Genomic DNA, 18,913 nt, shown 5'->3' on the forward strand with positions numbered 1-18,913 from the left:
CCAAAAGGCCGGGCAGCCGCTTGATTTCCCGCCCAACCTCAACCAAGGACGGTCTGGCTCCGGCTGGATCCACCCTTCAAGACCATGGCCAAAGAAATCAACCTCGCCGAATACAAGCAACACGAAGGAGACACCGGCAGCTCCCCATATCAAGTCGCGCTCCTCACCAAGCGCATCGTCGAACTGACCGACCACCTCAACATCCACACCAAGGACTTCTCGTCCCGCCGTGGTCTCCTGAAGATGGTCGCTGTCCGCCGCAAGCACCTTGACTACATCAAGGCGCACAATGAAGAGGGCTACCAGAAGCTGATCGAAAGCCTGGGTCTCCGCCGCTGAGGCAAAATCCACTCTCCGCAACGCAGCCACGGGAAATCCCGTGGCTGTTTTGCAAAAACGGTTCCGCTTCCGTCACGGATGGGGGATCGTCAGACAAACCCTCCTCCGCCGACTGTTTCGGCCGCGGAATCCCGTCTGGAACCTGAAATCGCCCGCCTGGCATCCGGCCATGCGGGCCGTACGCATAAGAAAAGAAGAACGAAAATGAGTATTCATACCATCACGAGCCAAGTCGGCTCGAACCCGATCACGATTGAAACCGGCAAGCTTGCCAAACTCGCCGACGGTGCTGTGACCGTCCGCAGTGGTGACACCATCATCCTCGTCACCGCCGTCTCCGCCACCAAAGTCAAGGATGGCCAGACCTGGTTCCCACTCTCCGTGGAGTATAAGGAGAAAGCCTCCGCAGCCGGTGTTTTCCCCGGTGGCTACTTCAAGCGCGAAGGCCGCCCGACCGAAAAGGAAATCCTCACCTGCCGGATGACGGACCGCCCGCTGCGCCCGCTGTTCCCGAAGGGTTACTTCTACGACACCCAGATCATCGCCATCCTGCTCAGCGCCGACGGTGAGAACGACGCCGACATCCTCTCGATGAACGGTGCCTCCGCCGCCCTCTGTCTTTCCGACATCCCGTTCGCAGGCCCCATCGGTGCCGTGCGCGTCGGTCGTGTCGATGGCCAGTTCGTCATCAACCCGACCCATGACGAGCGCGCCGAGAGCGACCTCGACCTGGTCTATGTCGGCAACAAGACCGACGTCATCATGATCGAAGGCCAGGCCGACGAGCTCCCGGAAGACGAGTTCATCGCCGCCCTGCACCACGCCCAGGCCGCCGTCGTGAAGCTCATCGAAGCCCAGGAAGAACTCGTCCGCCTCGCCGGCAAGGCCAAGCGCGACTTCACCCCGGTCCTCGCCAAGGAGAACCTCCTCGAGATCGCCTACGAAATCGCCGGTGACCGCATCGAAGGTGCCATCTACGCCCCGACCAAGACCGAGCGTGCCAAAAAAGTCGGCGCCCTCCGCGACGAAGTGGAAGCCGCCATCAAGGAGCGCGCTCCGGATGCGACCGCCTTCGACGTCGAGCAGGCCTTCGAATACCTCCAGAAGAAAGCCTTCCGGATCTCCATCATGGACAAGGGCGTCCGCGCCGACGGCCGCTCCATCGGTGATCTCCGCACCCTCTACGGGGAAGTCAGCACCCTGCCACGCGTCCACGGCTCCGCCATCTTCTCCCGCGGAGAGACCCAGGCGCTCGCCATCACCACGCTGGCTCCGGCCGACGAGAAGCAGAACTTCGACAACTACTCCGGTGGTGAGTCCGAGAAGCGCTTCATCCTCCACTACAACTTCCCTCCCTTCTCCGTCGGTGAAACCGGCCGGATGGGTGGCATCAACCGCCGCGAGATCGGCCACGGCTCCCTCGCCGAGCGCTCCATCGAGCCGGTCATCCCTGACGAAGCCGTCTTCCCGTACGCCATCCGCGTTTCCTCCGAGGTCACCGAGTCCAATGGTTCCACCTCCATGGCGACCGTCTGCGCTGGCACCATGGCCCTCCTTGACGCCGGTGTCCCGCTGATCCGCCCGGTGGGTGGTATCTCCGTCGGCCTCGTCACCGAGAACAACGAAGATGGTTCCCTCAAGTCCCACAAGATGCTCCTCGACATCATCGGTTCCGAGGACTTCTACGGCGATATGGACTTCAAGCTCTGCGGCACCAGCGAAGGTGTCACCGGCTACCAGCTCGACCTCAAGCTTCCGGGCCTCCCGCTCAGCATGCTTGAAGAAGCGATCCGCATCGCCAAGGACGGCCGCACCAAGGTGCTCGCCAAGATGGCCGAGTCCATCACCACCGCCGGCGAACTCAGCCCGCACGCACCGCGCATCGTTTCCGTGAAGATCCCCGCCGACCGCATCGGCGAGCTCATCGGACCAGGCGGCAAGAACATCAAGGGCATCCAGGCGGAGTCCGGAGCCGAGATCAACATCGAGGACGACGGCACCGTTCATATCTATGCTTCCAAGCAGCAGGGTCTCGACCGTGCGAAGGAGATGATCGACCGCATGTTCCAGGAGATCGAGGTGGGCAAGACCTACACCGGCAAGGTTGTTTCCATCACCGCCTTCGGCGCGTTCATGGAAGTGCTTCCGGGCAAGGACGGCCTCATCCACGTCTCCGAGCTGGCCGAAGGCCGCACCGAGAAGGTCGAGGACGTCGTCAAGAAGGGCGATGTCGTCACCGCCAAGTGCCTGGGCGTCGATGAGAAGGGCCGCGTGAAGATGTCACGCCGTGCCTGGCTCCGCGACCAGAAGGCCGCCGAAGCCGAGGCCAACGCCCCGGCCGAAGCAGCTCCTGCCTCCGCTGAATAATCCCGCTGGGAGCGCCGGTCTCCGGACCGGCTCTCTTCCGCTCTCAAAAGCCGGCATCCGTGAGGGTGCCGGCTTTTCCTTTTCTTGCCCGCGGGATCCAGTGCGGAATAGGGTCCGCGGGTGTGTACCGACCGTGACAGAGTGATTGAATCCGCCGTCCGCATCTATGCCGATGATTTGGCGGCGAGCGCGGGCGCGCGCGCATGGATGGAGCAGGTGGTACCCGCTTCGGATCATCCTGGGATGCCGGAACTTGCGCGGAGATTCGACGCACTCGACCGACGCGGAAAGTCCATCCCATGGCGACGGATCTATCTCATCCTTTCGCTGATGGTCTGTGGGGGGCTGGCATTTTGGATCGACCGGTTGATCGAAACCGAGAGGGAATCCCTCAACTCGGTGAAAGGCATGGGGGCGGGTTTGACCCTGTTTCCGGAGTCCTCGCTTGCCGACCTCACCCCGGAGGAATGGCTTTTGCTGGGGGATGGCTCCAAGCCACTGTTGGAGCAAAAGAAGGAACTGTGGGACAGCGCGCCTGAGAATCCCGCCTTCTTCGCGGAGTATGCCGTAGCCTATCATTCCCAGCACAAGACCCTGCCTCCGGACTACTTCGAAACCGCGACCAGGCTCGATCCCGACAATGCGTGGTTCGACTACTACGGTGCGGCGGTGACCGGCTACAAGTCGGTGAAGAAGCTCCCCAATGATGAGGAGGACAAGAAGCGCAAGAGGGCGCACCGCTATGAAATCAGGAACCGAGAAACCTATGGGCAGGCGCTTGAGATCATCCGTAGGGCGGGGGATAAGCCTAACTACAACAGCTATGAGCGTGAAATGATCTCACGCCGGGTGGCTCTGCTCCCGCAGTCCACCCTCCAGGAAAAGCTGGCATCCACCGCCTATCTTGTGGGGATGAAGCACGCGTCCATTGTCATTCTGCTGGACCTTTCCGGAACCTTTTGCGCCCGGCTCGATGAGCTTGAGCAAGCGGGCGATGCCGACGGATTTCGCGAGTTCGCGGGAGAGGGTAGGGCATACATCCTGAAACTGGTCCGGGATGGGGAGTTCAACATGGTGAATGAACTGACCGTCCATGTCTCGGTTGCCGCCATTTCCCGCCATGTGACGGAACGCGCGGTGGATATGAGCATCGCCGGAGAGTTTCCATGGGCGGCGGAATGGTATGAGGTTCTGGAGAAGCAGAGGCTCGAGAGGAGCGACAGGTCGGAAGAACGTAAGGGCAAGGTCTCGGTGGCCGACCGGAAAGGCGGGTTTCTGGCGATGTTGTATGTCCCGTCCGCGTTGGAGCGCTTTCCGGATTCCCAGCCGATAAAGGAAGAGGAGTTCAAGCCGAGCAGACTGCATGACTACTCATGGCTTTCCATGATCGGTTCCGGAGGTCTCCGGTTGTTCATCGCTGGGGTAGGCGTCGGGTTCCTGCTCTACCGGTTCCGGGCATCGTCGTTGGTCCGGGTGATGTCGCGTCGGGTCGAGTGGTTGTTGTCCCCTATGGATTGGCTGTGGATCATCGCCGGAGGAGTGGTGCTGCCGGTGGGGTTGGTATATTCGCTGATGTTCTTCACACCGCTGGGAAGCTGGGATACCAGCGTCAGGAGGACGGCGAGCGTCCTGTATCTCGTCCAGCCCATCCCCGCTTTCCTGGCGCTTGGATCTTTGATGATCATTGTTCCGGTGCTGGTTGTCCGCTGGCGGCTTCGGAGAAAGGCGGGGGCGCTGGGCTTTCGCGGCGGGGATGGCGCTGGCTGGCTGGCCGTTGGCGGCCTTCTGATCTTCGCCACTTCCTACAAGCACGTGTGGCCCTACCAGGTATCCTATGGAGCGGGTGCCCTGGCTTTGCTCTGGCTGCTGCTGGTAGCGGGCCGCGCCGTGTTCAGCGGCCCTCCGCGCCTTCTCTCCCGGGTCGTGATCTCCCGCGTCATGCTGCCGGTCTGCGCGACCGGCGTGCTGGTTGCCCATGTCTCCATTTTCGGCTTCCAGAAGGCACGACAATACTGGTTGGAACGGGACGAACTGATGAAATTCAGCGCGGATGAACCGGGTCTGTCGAAACACGAATACCGGCTCGCGCACCAGATGCGCACCGGGCTGAGGCAGTTGGTCGACAAGCACCGCTGACCGGCTGCGGCGGGTTCAGCATCTCCTCCGCCGCCGTGAAAGGAAGCAAGCACCCGCCGCGGCGAGCAGGACGGCCGACGGCTCCGGCACCGGAGTGAAGTGAAGCTCGAACTGCCCGACGGAGGAGGTCTGCGACGAAGCCGAGCCCGCGTCGGGGAAGCCCATGGAAAACAGGACATATCTCGGGACCGTGCTTGTCCCGTAGGTGTAGGTATTGCCCGCCGTGGCACCGTTCAGATCGAACTCATAGCTGTCAACGAAGGCGCGGAACGTGAGGGCGGTGGGGATGGTGGCGTCCAACACCAGCCGCAGGGTATGGGGCGCTCCGGTGGTGGCTCCCGTTGTTCCCGCGCCGATGTTATTGGCCGGGATGGTCGAGGTGGCGTTCGCGGAAACGGAGATGTTCCCGTTCTGGCGGTAGTAGATCCATGGCCGGCCGTTGCCGGAGGGGGTGGATGCGGTGTTCAAAGTGGTGCTGAAAGCCAGCGCCGCCCATGATTGGTTGTTGAACACCGGGTGGGTCACGGTCAGCCGGATGTCGTAGATGCCGGGATTGCTCGTGATGTAGGAGCTACCGAGATCAAAGCCCGCCGAACTGCCGGAGGAATAGTCCAGGATGATGCCTCCAGCTCCATCCCCCTGCAGGCCCGCACCGGTGCCTGGGGCGATCCAGTTTCCCCCGGCGACGCTGGTTTCCGGAGTCCTCCCGTCGAGGCCCGCCCCGCTTGCCAGATTGTCGAACGAGTCGCTGATCAGCACCACACCCGGAGCCAGTCCGGACAATGCCAGAAGGCAGGACGGCATCAGGACGATGAACCGGGGGGGATGCATGCTTTTTCAGAGCTATTGATCGATGAACGGGCCGTCAAACGAAAAACCTGCTGGCCCCCCTCACGGAACCGCGCTCCGGACAACACCGGATCCGTGGCGCCCACGGACGGTCGGATGCCGGATTTTCCGCTTGGAAAGCGGGATTCCGGCGATTTTGTCCCGATTTCTACCGTCATCGCGTTATGCCGGAATGGCCGGAATTGGGTATAAGTGAGGGCGTCCGGACGACAACTCCTGACACCCGCAGATCACGATGGCCGACTGGCCGGAACGGATCATCGAACTCCCCCCACTCGATATTGAAATGAAATCACTCCTTGCCTGCCTGGCAACCTTGCTTCTCGCCCTGACCGGATCCGTGTCCGGCAACACGGGAGCAAACGTCAAGTGCTGGGCCCCCGGCATGACCGCCCCGATCACGCTCAACTCCCACGGACAGGGCGTCGGCGTCTATTGCGGCCGTCCTGAGAACTACGTCATCTACGGCGTTGCCGGCAGCCTCACTCTCGGCAACCAGTGCGATGGCGCTTTCCCGGACCCGAATTCCTCCGACAACCGTTTCCGCCAAGGATGGTGGATCGGCGGCCTTGGCGCCTACACCAATATTTCCTCCCACGTGAAGCTCCAGGTGAACGGGGCGCAATACTACCCGAAGCGGGTGGAAGTCACCGGCGACCGCCCGGGCGTCAGCAGCGGCCCGGTGCGCCTCTACGGTGAAACCTGGGAAAGCATGAAAAAGTTCGGTTACCGCGAGACGACCGTCGTCTTCCACCTCGCCGGCTCCGGAGACTACGCGATCCCGAATCGCAACCCTTCCGGCTTCTTCTACGTGGTCGGAGAGATCAACCCGACCGCCGGCGAACCGACCGGAAAGCTCACCATCGACTGCAACTACCTGCTCCGCGGAAACATCACGCCCGTCGGCTACAGCATCACCCGCGGCAGCAGCACCACGGGCCAGACCCCTCCCTTCACCGGCTACACTCCGGGGAACGAAGTGGTTTTCGCAAAGACCAACTGATCTCAAGCAAACATGAAAAGCGCTCTCCCTCTTCTCGCAATCCTCGCTCTGCCAGCCTTGGCATCCGCCCAGCAGCGTCCCGGAGGCGGAGGGATGGGCGAAGAGGTCATCCCGAAGAACCGTCCGGCTCCGGCTTCGGTTGTGGCAACGGATGCGCAGCTTCTCGCGGCGCAGAAGGCCCAGAAATTCGGCGGCCTGGCCCCGAAGGGCCAGAAGCAGGAAACCTGGGATCTGGATGCCAACTCCTCTTTCATCAAGTATGATGGAGCCGTCACCTTGGTTCCGAAAGGTGCCATCCTCTTTGTCCCTGACCGCTTCAAGGACGCGGTTGTCACCGGAATCTCCGGAAAATTCAGCCTGTGGAACGAGTTCTCCACGAAATACCGCGGCCTGGTGACTCCGTTTGAGGTCACCGTCGAACAGGCATCCGGAGCGAAGCCCATCGAGGAGGAACGCCTTGCCGCCGCCCGCCGTTCGGGCCTGATCCTCGTCGCCGTTTTCAATGGGAATCCCATCTCCGTCCAGTCCATCGCCCCCGCTGCCACCACCGCACCATGAAGAGTCTTGCATTCACCGCAGCCATCGCCCTGTTGCTCGCCGCCCGCGGCGGGTGCGCGGATTTCATCCGCCAGATCCAGACCGTCAACGGGGCGACCGTCATCTATGACATCCCTATTGCCAATGACAGCGGCACGGTGAATTCCCAGCCGATCACGTCCGCCACCGCGACGTTCCAGCTCTACACCACTGTCGCTGGCGCCAACAACACCACCAAGCTGCTGAAGCTGGATGAAAAGGCGACCGGCACCTACCTGCCGACCATCACCCTGCAGGCCACCTCGGAGGATCCGCACGTCCCCGCCCGCACCCGTGCGGACCGACCCTACGGCATGAGGCTGAAAGTGGAGGGCATGCAGACGGATCCCGCCGTCCCGGACTACGCGAAGAGCGTGCGGATGAACCGCAGCTACGCGCTCTATGACGCCGTGAGCTACCAGCCCAACGGCACCGCCGGGGAGTATGCGGACGCCTTCAACTTCTATCAGAACGGCGAATACCAGAGCTCCATCACCCAGCGGCTGCCCGTCGCCAGCCCGACCAAAGCGGTGGGCGAGGAGTCCTTCACCGTCTACACCCGCACCAGCAGCGGTGCGGTGCAGAGCCAGTTGGCGAAGGCGACCATCAAGATCTGGCCCGTGGCCACCGCGGAGATCTCCGGCATCGAGCCCGACCAGCTTTTCACGTCGGCACCAAAGAATGCCACCGTGATGGTGAAGGACATCTACCCTGGTGCGAAGATCTACGCCCAGATCTACAAAGGCACGGAGCTGCTGGGAACCGTCGGCAAGATCCTGCCGTCCACCGCCGTCGCCTACTCGGACTCGGTGGAGGTGCCGCAGAACCAGGCGCTGGTGATCGGGGATCTGGAGAGCTTTGTCAGCACGGATGGTGACTACACCATCGAGATGCTCACCATCACCCCCTTCAACAACGGCGCGCCGGAGCGTCTGGCCCATGTCACCTTCAGGCTGAAGCGTGCGATGGCCGTGAGGGCCATGATGGGCACGATGGAGTGAGTCGGTTCAGTGCTCCTCACCGCTTGAATTTCTCCGGACCATCCTTCTGAATCCGGAGATGCCGGATGCCCGCGAGCAATTCATCGATTCCGCTGTCGCGGACTTCGGTGACGACATGGAGAAGAAGCTCGCCGCGAAGTCATGGATGGCGGAGACGGTCTCAGTTGCGGATGAGAAAGGACTTTCCGGCGCGATCCGTCGCTGGAAGGCGGTAGATGCAAGGGTAAGGCGGAAGCACCGGGAGCCGGTGTTGCTGATGATCTGGGGATCGATCTGTATTCTGCTGCTGTTCCCCTTTTACCTGCTTCTCCGGGATACGGCTGAATTCTCCCGGTTGCTCGACGTCGAATTTATCCCAGGCTTGGCGAGAGACTTGAGGAAATGGGTTCCGGAATACATACCACAAAACGCGAAGCCCCATTTGTTCGTCCGGGAAGGAGAGGAATCCGTCGACAATGCGGAGCTTCTCTGGAAATCGGAGCCGGAGAATCCGGCCTACTTGGCGGGTTATGCGGTCAAGCTGGCCTGGCGCAAGGGTTTGCCTCCGACATTTCTATCTGATGCCGAACGGCTTGATCCGGACAACGCGTGGTTCGACCGGCTCGCCGCGGTTTCATTGGTGAACCTGAAATTTAGGAAGATCCTGGGGAAATATGTCGATGGTCTCCGGGAGCCAGATCGTTGGGAGGTAGGCGATCCCGCAGCCTTCGAACAGGCTTGGCAGATACTCCTCACCAGCGGCGACAAGTCGAAATGTGAAGGATATTCCTTCACCCGATTCAGGGAGCGGCTCTCGTGGTTCACTTTACATGCCGGGAGTTCACGGGAGAGATTGGGCAGGATTTATTTGCTGGAGTCAGGATGGGGCTCTGCATCGGGGACGGGCAACCTGACTGGATTGCTGAAATGCAGGGCGTGGCTCCTTGCGGAGGCAGGGGATACCAAAGGTTTTCAGGAATTGCTTGAGACCCATCAGCGGATCGTCGAACGGCAATTCCTGAATGGGGAAGCGGATTTATCGGAGATTCTTTTAACCAGGAGACTGGTGGTTGATGTTGTCAAAGACTTCGAGGCGTCAGCCAACAAACTGGGTTTTGAAGATGAGGCGCGGCGCTTCGCGAAGATCGGAGAATCCGAGAGGGCATCGAGGAGTCGTCTCAGGGTCAGGGGAAATGTGATCTACCGATATGGCGGCATCCTCGCACAACGGATGGCGGGTTCTGTAGAGTCGGCGCTTCTGGAACCTCCCCCTGTGTCAGAACTGAAACTGCGGCCGGGGCGTCTCACCGAACATGACCAATTCGCCAGGGGCTATGCCATCGCCGTTTGGACGGTTCTCGGAATTTGTTCCCTCGCTGTGTTCGGTTTCCGGTTCAGATCGGCGGGCCTCGTAAGATCCATGGCAGCCAGGGTGGAGAAGCTTTTGGATCGGGTCGATTGGTTTTGGATCATCGGAGGGGGAGTTTTGCTGCCTGTTCTGGGATTCCTGGGGCTGCTTCTTTTCTCTCCCATCGGGGGGCGCGACAGGTCGGTCGATTCGATGAATTGGATGCTGGATATGCCCGGTATGATGGGACGCTTCGCCATCCTCGCGGCGTTGCTGGTCATCCTTCCGGTGTTGGTCGCCCGGTGGAGGTTGTCGCTCAAGGCGGGCATGTTCGGGGAACGGAAGGCTTCCCGGCTGGGATGGTGGGGGGTGCTGTGCCTCCTGATCCTGCTTGGAATCTCCGAATACGATCAGGAGGACTGGCCGGATGAATGGGATCCCATTCTGCTGAATTTGTTCAACAAGGATTGGCCGCAGATGATTCTCGCCGGGGTTCCGGGCCTGTGGCTTCTGCTGACGCTGTGTAAATCGATCTTCAGTGGGACAAAGGACGTTTTGCTGATGGCGGTGGTGACCCGGGTGAACCTGAAAAGCTACATCTCCGCCATGATCTGCATGACGGCGGTTGTCGGCGGCTTCCACGTCTCGCAGCAATACTGGTCCGCCCGCGACCACTTCATGGTCACCAGCATGGAGGAACCCGAATTTCCGTCGTATGTCCACCGCGCCGCCCGGCAGATGCGGAAGGAGACGATCGCCATTTGGGAACAGCGCTGATCCGTTTCTCCTGTCCCCGCTCGATGCCTTGCAACCCCGTCCATGGCGGCGATAGTCCTGCCATGAACGAACTCCGGAAGGCAGCGGAATCCTTTGGTATCGGCCATCTCAACCGCCACATCTTCCTCTGTGCGGACCAGACGGAGGCGAAGTGCTGCTCGAAGGAGGCGGGCCTTGCGTCGTGGGATTTTCTGAAAGCGCGGCTGAAGGAACTGGGCCTGGCCGGTGGCAGGGACTCGACCGTTTTCCGGACGAAGGCGAACTGCCTGCGCGTCTGCCTGAGCGGTCCCGTCGCCGTGGTCTATCCGGAGGGGACCTGGTATCACTCCTGCACGCCGGAGGTGCTGGAGCGGATCATCCAGGAGCACCTCATCGGCGGGAAGGCGGTCGAGGAGTTTGCCTTCGCGACTAATCCTTTCGTGTGAGTTTCCAGATTCCCGTTGCTAGGAGGCGGAGGTTCCGGAATCTTGGAACAAACCCATGAAATCCCTCCCAGCGGTCGTGGCATCGTGCTTCGTCCTTTGCGCCGCCTTGCAGGCCCAGGTGACGCCTGCCGGGTTCTGGCGTTTTGAGGCGGTGCCCGGCTTTCTGGGTGATTCATCGGGGAACGGACGCGCGCTTTCCAATGACGGGGGAGTTGCCCCGCTGGCTGCCGGCGGCCCCGGGGACGGCCAAGCGGCGGAATTTTCCGGGAGCAACCGGCTGACCTTCCCGGACTCCGACCTCTGGCATTCCCAGCGCTTCACCATCGAAGCCTACTTCCGCGCCACCGCCGTGGCCACCGGTGCTACGCAGGTGATCGTTTCCCACCATAACAACACCGCCAACCAGCGGGGGTGGCACTTCGCGGAGGCAGGGGGAAAGCTCCGCTTCGCGAAATCGACCAACGGTTCCAGCTTGGCTTCCGTGAACTCATTCGAGCTCGTTGCCGGGCGGAACTACTACGCCGCTGCGGTCCTGGATTCCACAGCGGGGGTGGTGACCATGGTTCTCAAGGATATGACAACCGGAGGTGATCCGCTCCATGAGACGGTTTCCATCGCAACCGGAACCTACAATGCGGACTCCATGTTCGCCATCGGCTCCACCGGTACGACCGGGGCGGGATCTTCCTTTTTCAAAGGAGCCATCGACAACGTGCGCTTCACGGCGGATGCCCTTCCGACCACGCAGTTGCAGGAACCGTTCGAAAGCCCGCCGATCATCCCTCCGAATCCCGTGGTCCGCACCAAGGCGGACGGTTACAAGGGCATCTGGTTCGCGCTAGGGCAGGTTTCCGCCTTTGGGGACAAATACTCCGGCGGGCTGGGCACCTACACCACCAACCACCGGCCCATGGCCGTCTATTCACCCGCCGCGAACAAGACCTTCTTCACCTACGGCGGTACCAGTGGTCCGGACAAGCGCTACCTCCTCATCATGGCGGGGGAGTATGATCATGCCACCCACACCGTGACCAAGCCGACCGTGGTGATGGACAAGAACGGCGTGGATGATCCGCATGACAATGCGTGCATCTCCATGGACAAGGATGGGTACATCTGGATCTTTGTCTCCGGGCGGGGCAACGGCCGGAAAGGATTCACCTACCGCAGCGCGGAGCCCTACAGCACGGACGGTTTCTCGATGACCTCCCCGGCGGGTGGCGAGACCTACACCTATCCGCAGGTGTGGTATGATCCGGTGAAGGGTTTCATCCATCTCTACACCATCTACTCGAACGGACGGGAGCTTTACTGGCGCACCAGCCCGGATGGGGTGACATGGGGCGCGGTGAAACCGATGGCAAAGATTGGAGGCCACTACCAGGCCAGTGAGAAGCACGGCGACATCATTGCCACCTTCTTCAACCGCCACCCCGGTGGGAATGTGGATGCCCGGACGGATCTCTACTACATGCAGACCACGGACTGGGGGGAAACGTGGACCACCGCGGATGGTACGCCGCTCACCTTGCCCCTCACCACTGCGGCGAATCCAGCCCGTATCTTCAACTACTCCGCGTTGAACCGCCTGATGTATGGCATCGACATCGCCTTTGACGAGGACCACCGGCCGGTCCTGCTCTATCTCACCAGCGCCAACTTCCGCCCCGGTCCTGACGGGGAGCCCCGCACGCTCCATACAGCCCGCTGGACGGGCAGTGAATGGATCATCCGCGACATGCCGCCGTCCGCCACCGCCATCTCCAGCGCCACCCACAACTACGCGAACGGAAGCCTCTGGATCGAGGACGGCGTCTGGAATGTCATCGCTCCCACCGGCTCGGATCCGTCGATCAGGGAAAGCAATCCCCAGAGGTTCTGGGGAAATGGCGGCGAGCTGGAAATGTGGACTTCATCCAACCAGGGGCTCACTTGGACCAAGGTGCGCCACGTCACGGAGAACAGCCCGCGCAAGCACAACTACGTCCGCAAGCCGCAGGATGGTCATGGCAGGTTCCACTCCTTCTGGGCGGATGGAAATCCGGAGGTCCTCACGGAGAGCCATCTCTATTTCGGCGCCGCCGGGGGCACCCGCGCGTGGGAACTGCCTTACCACATGACCACGGCCACGGCGAAGCCGGTCGAGGTGAATCCTCCCTTCCTCCGCTGGCGGAAGGAATACTTCAACTCAGCGGAGATGGATGATCCGGAAGTCGGCGGCCCCGATGGGGACGATGACAGGGATGGTGTCCCCAACCTTGCTGAGTATGCCCGCGGGACCCATCCCCGTATTCCGGATCCCGGTTCCTCCCTGACCGTTGGTCTGCATGAAGACGCCGACGGACTTTACCTGGGTCTCACCTACCCGCGGAACACCGAGGCGTTCGATCTTCTCCAGAAAATTGAAACCAGTGATGCCCTGCGGGACTGGCAGGATGTGGAAGCGTCGCTCTTCGACATTTCAGCCGTGAGGAACGGTAACGTCATCCTGTACCAACGAGGCCATCGCTCCACCACCGGCCTGCCGGGGGAAATGCGGTTCTACCGGCTGCGTTACACCATTGATGAGTAAGGAGGATGGACATAGCGGCTCTGCCGCAATGTCCACCCTCCTCCCTCCTTACGCCAGATTGGTGAAGACGGCCTGCACGTCGTCGTCGTCCTCGATCAGGTCGAGGATCTTCTCCACGTCCTCCATCTGTTCCTCGGTCAGCTCGATCGGCTGGGTCGGCAGGCGTTGCAGGCCGGCCTTGGTTGGAGTGATGCCCTGGGCCTCCACCGCGGCGGAGAGACTCGCGAAGTTGGAATAATCCCCGATCAGGGAGACCACGCCTTCCTCGACATCGAGTTCCTCAAGTCCGGCGTCGATGAGTTCCAGTTCCAGTTCCTCGAGGTCCTTGTCCGCTGGGACGGGGAATTCGATCACGGTCCTGCGGTTGAACATGTAGTCGAGCTGGCCGGAGTTCACGAGCTGGCCGCCGTTCTTGTTGAAGATGATCTTCAGGTTGCCGACGGTGCGGTTGCCGTTGTCGGTGGCACACTCCACGTAGAACAGGGAGCCGTGCGGGCCTTTGCCCTCGTAGCTCATCTCGGTGATCTCGGAGGCATCCTTGCCGCTGGCGCGCTTGATGGCGGCCTCGACGTTTTCCTTGGAGAAATTCTGGGCCTTGGCGTTGTTGATCGCGACCCTCAGCGGGGCGTTGGAGTCCGGATCAGGCCCGCCATTCTTCGCGGCGAGGGTGATGGATTTCGCGAGTTTCGGAAACACCTTGGACATGGAGGCCCAGCGGCTTTCCTTCGCGCGGCGGCGGCATTCGAAATGTCTTCCCATAGGTCAGTGACGGTTGATGGCGGATGATTGAAAGCGGGGATGCCGGAGTCGAGGGAGAATTCAGGAAGCGCCGCCCGCCACCACGAAACCTTCCGCGTCCACATGCGCTCCGTCCGGCAGCGGCAGGCCCTCCGGGGCGGCGGGGCCTTTCACCATGCCACCTTCGACGAACCACCCCGGCAGCAGCCTGCCCCACGTGCCCGGTTTGCTCCCGGCCTGGGCGGTCCCGGTCCGTGGTGTAGCGGGGTCGGGCATCGACATGGAAACCACCCGTCCGGCAATGGCCAAGCAGGGGAAGTGGCGCACAGGGTCTTTTTCCAACGGGACCGATGCGCGCGCGCTGAAGTCGTAGAAATCCATCTCATGCCCGGCGGGGGCGATCTCCAGCCGCCTCCGCAGCGCCTCCCCGCCCACCCACGGACCATGGCTGTCCACGATGGTGTCTTCCGCATCCACCCGCGCCCCGAACTCCTGCGAAAAACCGTCGAACAAGGCGGGCAGGGCATGCACCAGCGAGTCGCTCCGCAGCGCCATGAACGGCTTCCGCCACGGCAACGCGTTCACCTGGCCGATCTGGTGGCCGTTGATTTCCTCCGGCGTCGCGCTGTCGGGAAAACGCAACCTCAGTGCGGCCGCGGATGCCCGCAGCAGCGCGTCCCGGACCACTTCCGTGGTCGCCCCGGCGGGTGCCAGCGGTGGGCCGAAGGCGGAGTAGGCGTCATGCGGCAGCCGGTGGGGCATTTTCCGGAAAAATACATTCCGTTCGTAGGAGAAAACGGAACCCCATGCCCCATCCACCCACAGCGGCACCAGCGGGGCGTCCAGCTTTCCGGCGATCAGTTCGACGCCGCGTTTCAGCTCGTTGAGCGCACCGGTGCGGGAGAGCTGGCCTTCCGCGAAGTAACAGACGATGTCTCCTCCGTTGACCGCCTCCACCGTCATCCGCAGTGCGTCCCGGGACTGGCCCCGGCGGATGTTCACCGTGTTGAAGACGGAGCAGAACCAGCGGACCGGCGCGTATTTCAGCACCGCATCATCCATCACGAAGCGGACCGGACGCGGGCAGGACGCGGAGATGAAAAACGCGTCCGCGAAGGTCACATGGTTCGGCAGCAGCAGGGCACCGCCTTCCGCAGGCACATGCTCCGCGCCCGTCACCCGCACACGATAGACCAGCCGGACGATCACCAGCCCCACCGCCCGCAGCAGGACGCGCTGCACGCGGATGTGGAGGGGGGCTTTTGCCTGCGGTTCACTCATCGCGCGCGCAGGCTACGCGACGCCGCGCCTTTCCGGCAAGACCGGGCATGGAAGTTGCCATCCGCGGAATCCGTGCGAGATCAGGGGCATGCAACCAAAGAGCCTGCAGGACATCCCGCTTTCCGTGCTCGACCTGTCCCCGGTCATCGAGGGCGGGTCGATCGCCCAGAGCTTTCGTGACACCGTGAGCCTCGCCCGGCATGTGGAAAAGCTCGGCTACAAGCGCTTCTGGCTGGCGGAGCACCACAACATGCCTGGCATCGCCAGTGCCGCCACCTCCGTGCTGGTGGGCCATGTCGCGGGGCAGACCTCCTCCATCCGGGTCGGTTCGGGCGGCGTCATGCTGCCGAACCATTCCCCGCTCATCATCGCGGAGCACTACGGCACGTTGGCGGAACTTTACCCCGACCGCATCGATCTCGGCCTGGGCCGCGCGCCGGGGACGGACCGCGCCACCGCCCACGCCATCGGCCGCGACCCGAACTCCGCCGACGAGTTCCCGCAGGAGGTCCAGCAGCTCATCCACTATCTGGGAGATCCCGTCTCCGGGCAGAAAGTGAAGGCCGTCCCCGGCATGGGCACGAAGGTTCCCGTGTGGCTGCTCGGCTCCAGCACCTTCAGCGCCCAGCTCGCCGCCTACCTCGGCCTGCCGTTCGCCTTCGCCGCTCACTTCGCGCCCAAGCTCCTCCATGAAGCCCTGCGGCTCTACCGGGCGAATTTCCAGCCATCCGAGCGCTGGCCGGAACCCTACGCCATGATCGGCGTTCCCGTCATCGCCGCGTCCACGGATGAGGAGGCCGCCTTTCTCTCCACCTCCTCCCAGCAGATGATCCTCAACATCGTCCGCAACCAGCGGTCCATGGTCCCGCCTCCCGTCGAGACCATGGCGGGAAAATGGTCGCTCTCAGAGCAGGCGGAGGTCCGCCAGTTCTTCGGCGCCGCCATCATCGGCGGACCGGAGTCCGTGAAGTCGCAGTTGGAGGAATTCGTCGCCGCCACCGGCGCGGATGAACTCATCATCCACTCCCAATTCTACCGTCATGAGGACCGCTTGAGGTCCTATGAGATCGTGAAAGAATGTGGAGGGAGGACACTCCTGTCCTCCGGCGGCATTCGCGAATCATGAGAGATTCACCGCAAACGACACGAAGGAGAATCACCCCAGCGACTCGATCCGGAACACCACCGGCACCGAATTGACGCAATCCAACCCGCCGATCTCCGAAAGCGCGGTCTGCAACTGGCCGAAGGGGCAGGTGTGGAGGAGGAAGACCATGTCCACGAACTCCGCGTCCGGATTCGCCGGATCAACGGGTGAGTGGATGCCGGAAATACCGATGCGGTGGTCCGCCAGGACCTTGGCGATCTCCGCGACGACGCCCGGGCGGTCCGTCACGTCGAAGCGCACATAGTAGGCGGTGGAGGTTTCGGAAACCGGGACGAGCTTGCCGGATTCCTTGTAGGGCAGGAAGCCACGGTGGCCTGCGGCGTGCTGGAGGGAGCGGGCGGCCTCCACCAAGTCCGCGACGACGGAGGATGCGGTCGGGTCCTGGCCCGCGCCGCGGCCGTAAAAGAGGGATTCCCCGGCGGCGTCACCATGGACGGCGACGGCGTTGAAGACGCCGTGGACACTGGCGAGGATGTTCGTCTTTGCGATGAAGGAAGGTTGCACGCGCAATTCCACCTGGCCGTCCGCCTTTTCACGGATGACGGCCAGCAGCTTCACCACGTAGCCGAGTTCCTTGGCGAAGGAGATGTCGGTCGGCTTGACTTGCTCGATCCCGGAAACGTGGACGTCCGCCGGGTTGATCGGGAACCCGTAGGCCAGCGTGGCGAGCAGGATGGCCTTGTGGGCCGCGTCCCAGCCGTTCACGTCCAGGGCGGGGTCCGCTTCCGCATAGCCCAGGTCCTGGGCCTCCGCGAGGGCGGCGGCGAAGTCCAGCCCCGCGTCCGTCATGCGGCCGAGGATGTAGTTCGAGGTGCCGTTGATGATGCCGGAGAATGAGTGGATCCGGTTGCCGATGAAGGAATCCTGCACCGTGCGGATGATCGGGATGCCCCCGGCCACCGCCGCCTCGAAGTGGATCGGCGTGTCCATTTCCCGGGACAGGGCGAACAGCTCCACGCCGCGCTCCGCCAGCAGGGCCTTGTTCCCGGTCACCACCGGCTTCTTCGCCCGCAGGGCCGCCGCGACGATCTCGAACGCGTCCGTGGTACCGCCGATGAGTTCGACCACGATCTCCACCGCTGGGTCAGCCACCAGTTCCTGCCAGTCCGTGGTCAGGATGTCGGCGGGCACCTCGGAGATGGTGGCGCGCACCTTCGACCGGTCGCGGACGAGGATTTTCGGGATGTGCAGTGAAACTCCGCCGACGGTCCGGTCGGTGATCAGTCCGCCGTTGCGGTGCAGGATGTTCCACACGCCGGAGCCGACGGTTCCGAATCCGGCCAGGCCGATGCCAAGTGACGAGCAAGAGTTCACGCCGCGGAATGTGGCGGGCTGGAACTGGTTCTCCAAGCCGTATTTGACGAAACTCCCGGAGCGGGAATGCCGCCTTGCTAGTCCAGCGCATACTCGGTCACGACGGCAGCGTGGTCCGACGGCCACGTGTTTTTCTTCACTTTCGCAACGTCGTCGTGCGCTCCCCAGGCACCGATGGTGGTCTCGACCCGGGTGGTGAAGACGCGTGATCCCCTGACCTTCACGCCTGCTCCCTTGTGGTAGATGAAGTCGATGCGGTCCTGCTTTTCGCCCTCCTTGTGGATGGGGGACCAGGTGAAGCCGGGCTCCGCCGCAGGGTCCGGGTGGGCGGTGCGGAATGAGTCGGCCATCCCCGCTCCGGTGAGCTGGACACTGGGGGACCAGGCGACCGGGCCGACATTGCCGTGAAGGTGGGCCGCGCCGGCGGTCCAGTCCAGGTGGGATGGGGAGTTGAAGTCGCCGGTGAGGACGACCGGGAGGGAGTCCGCATCATCGAGACGGGATTTCATGAAGCCGAGCATCGACTTCATCTGTGCGGCGCGTTCCGAGCGTTGCTCCTCCTGCAGGACGCTGTCCGCCGTGGCACCGGGCTTCATGGCGGCGTAGGGACCGTAGAAGCGGTAGTCCAGATGGCAGTTGAAGACGACGATTTCGCGGACGGGAGCTTCAGAGATGCGGATCCGTGCACCGACAAGGCGTTCCATGGCCATCGATTCCACAATGGGGAAGCGGCTTACGATCTGCGGTGATCCGTTGCCCTTGTCCGCACGGAACCATCCCAGTTCACCGGAGATCCTGTCCGCGAGGTCAGGTGAGGCCTCCTGCAAGCCGACGATGTCCGAGCTGGACGCTTTGATGGAATCGATGCCTTTTCGGAAGCCTTCGTCCACCTGCGACCAGCTCTTCCAGACGTTGTAGGTCATCACGGTGACATGGGCGTCCTGGCCCAAGGCGCAGGTCACCGTGAGGGCGGCCGCGGCAAGGGCGCGGAAGAACCGGTGCCGTTTGCAGGATATGTGCATCCCACGCATGGTGCCGGG

At 62.5% G+C, this 18,913-nt stretch carries 15 protein-coding genes; 10 read left to right on the forward strand and 5 right to left on the reverse strand.

Translation table 11 applies throughout. The features are described 5' to 3' along the window. Positions 1–84: 84 nt before the first annotated feature. From rpsO to OVA24_RS03880, 3 genes are all read left to right on the forward strand, one after another. Positions 85–339 (forward strand): 30S ribosomal protein S15, encoded by a 255-nt coding sequence (gene rpsO, locus OVA24_RS03870; RefSeq protein WP_267673683.1) that lies wholly within the window; start codon positions 85–87, stop codon positions 337–339. Between the two features lie 204 nt (positions 340–543). After that, entirely contained in the window at positions 544–2,706 is a 2,163-nt protein-coding gene (locus OVA24_RS03875; protein ID WP_267673686.1) for a polyribonucleotide nucleotidyltransferase, read from the forward strand. Positions 2,707–2,949: 243 nt separating this feature from the next. Beyond that, positions 2,950–4,842: a hypothetical protein gene (locus OVA24_RS03880; RefSeq protein ID WP_267673688.1), complete on the forward strand. Its 1,893-nt coding sequence runs from the start codon at positions 2,950–2,952 to the stop codon at positions 4,840–4,842. A 15-nt stretch (positions 4,843–4,857) separates the two neighbouring features. On the opposite strand, the gene OVA24_RS03885 is transcribed toward OVA24_RS03880, so the two are convergent. Further along, the gene (locus tag OVA24_RS03885) at positions 4,858–5,673 is read right to left on the reverse strand and encodes a PEP-CTERM sorting domain-containing protein (protein ID WP_267673690.1); all 816 of its coding nucleotides are present in this window, start codon (positions 5,671–5,673) and stop codon (positions 4,858–4,860) included. 304 nt (positions 5,674–5,977) lie between these two features. Between OVA24_RS03885 and OVA24_RS03890 the strand changes: the two genes are divergently transcribed. The 6 genes from OVA24_RS03890 (at position 5,978) to OVA24_RS03915 (ending at position 13,372) form a co-directional block, all read left to right on the forward strand. Beyond that, positions 5,978–6,694: a hypothetical protein gene (locus tag OVA24_RS03890; protein ID WP_267673692.1), complete on the forward strand. Its 717-nt coding sequence runs from the start codon at positions 5,978–5,980 to the stop codon at positions 6,692–6,694. 12 nt (positions 6,695–6,706) lie between these two features. Continuing rightward, the gene (locus OVA24_RS03895; protein ID WP_267673694.1) at positions 6,707–7,252 is read left to right on the forward strand and encodes a hypothetical protein; all 546 of its coding nucleotides are present in this window, start codon (positions 6,707–6,709) and stop codon (positions 7,250–7,252) included. Further along, positions 7,249–8,271, forward strand: coding sequence for a hypothetical protein (locus tag OVA24_RS03900; protein ID WP_267673696.1), 1,023 nt, complete (start codon positions 7,249–7,251; stop codon positions 8,269–8,271). Before OVA24_RS03895 ends, OVA24_RS03900 begins: the two co-directional genes overlap by 4 nt. 58 nt (positions 8,272–8,329) lie before the next feature. Then, positions 8,330–10,375 (forward strand): hypothetical protein, encoded by a 2,046-nt coding sequence (locus OVA24_RS03905; protein ID WP_267673698.1) that lies wholly within the window; start codon positions 8,330–8,332, stop codon positions 10,373–10,375. Between the two features lie 62 nt (positions 10,376–10,437). After that, positions 10,438–10,800 (forward strand): (2Fe-2S) ferredoxin domain-containing protein, encoded by a 363-nt coding sequence (locus OVA24_RS03910; RefSeq protein WP_267673700.1) that lies wholly within the window; start codon positions 10,438–10,440, stop codon positions 10,798–10,800. 55 nt (positions 10,801–10,855) lie between these two features. Next, a complete protein-coding gene (locus OVA24_RS03915) occupies positions 10,856–13,372 on the forward strand; it encodes a BNR-4 repeat-containing protein (RefSeq protein WP_267673702.1) in 2,517 nt (838 codons plus the stop codon). Positions 13,373–13,420: 48 nt separating this feature from the next. Here OVA24_RS03915 and OVA24_RS03920 read toward each other — a convergent pair whose 3' ends face one another. Beyond that, positions 13,421–14,131, reverse strand: a complete 711-nt coding sequence (locus OVA24_RS03920; RefSeq protein WP_267673704.1) for a YebC/PmpR family DNA-binding transcriptional regulator — start codon at positions 14,129–14,131, stop codon at positions 13,421–13,423. 60 nt (positions 14,132–14,191) lie between these two features. Next, the gene (locus tag OVA24_RS03925; RefSeq protein ID WP_267673706.1) at positions 14,192–15,391 is read right to left on the reverse strand and encodes a 1-acyl-sn-glycerol-3-phosphate acyltransferase; all 1,200 of its coding nucleotides are present in this window, start codon (positions 15,389–15,391) and stop codon (positions 14,192–14,194) included. A gap of 88 nt (positions 15,392–15,479) precedes the next feature. Here OVA24_RS03925 and OVA24_RS03930 point away from each other — a divergent pair, with 88 nt between their 5' ends. After that, complete coding sequence (locus OVA24_RS03930; protein ID WP_267673708.1) at positions 15,480–16,517, forward strand: LLM class flavin-dependent oxidoreductase; 1,038 nt, start codon at positions 15,480–15,482, stop codon at positions 16,515–16,517. Positions 16,518–16,547: 30 nt separating this feature from the next. On the opposite strand, the gene OVA24_RS03935 is transcribed toward OVA24_RS03930, so the two are convergent. Next, on the reverse strand, positions 16,548–17,873 hold the full coding sequence (locus OVA24_RS03935; protein WP_267673710.1) for a homoserine dehydrogenase: 1,326 nt from the start codon (positions 17,871–17,873) through the stop codon (positions 16,548–16,550). A 77-nt stretch (positions 17,874–17,950) separates the two neighbouring features. Beyond that, a complete protein-coding gene (locus tag OVA24_RS03940) occupies positions 17,951–18,895 on the reverse strand; it encodes an endonuclease/exonuclease/phosphatase family protein (protein ID WP_267673713.1) in 945 nt (314 codons plus the stop codon). Between the last annotated feature and the right edge of the window lie 18 nt (positions 18,896–18,913).

It is taken from the genome of Luteolibacter sp. SL250, assembly GCF_026625605.1.
In the GTDB taxonomy this organism is placed as follows: Bacteria; Verrucomicrobiota; Verrucomicrobiia; order Verrucomicrobiales; family Akkermansiaceae; genus Luteolibacter.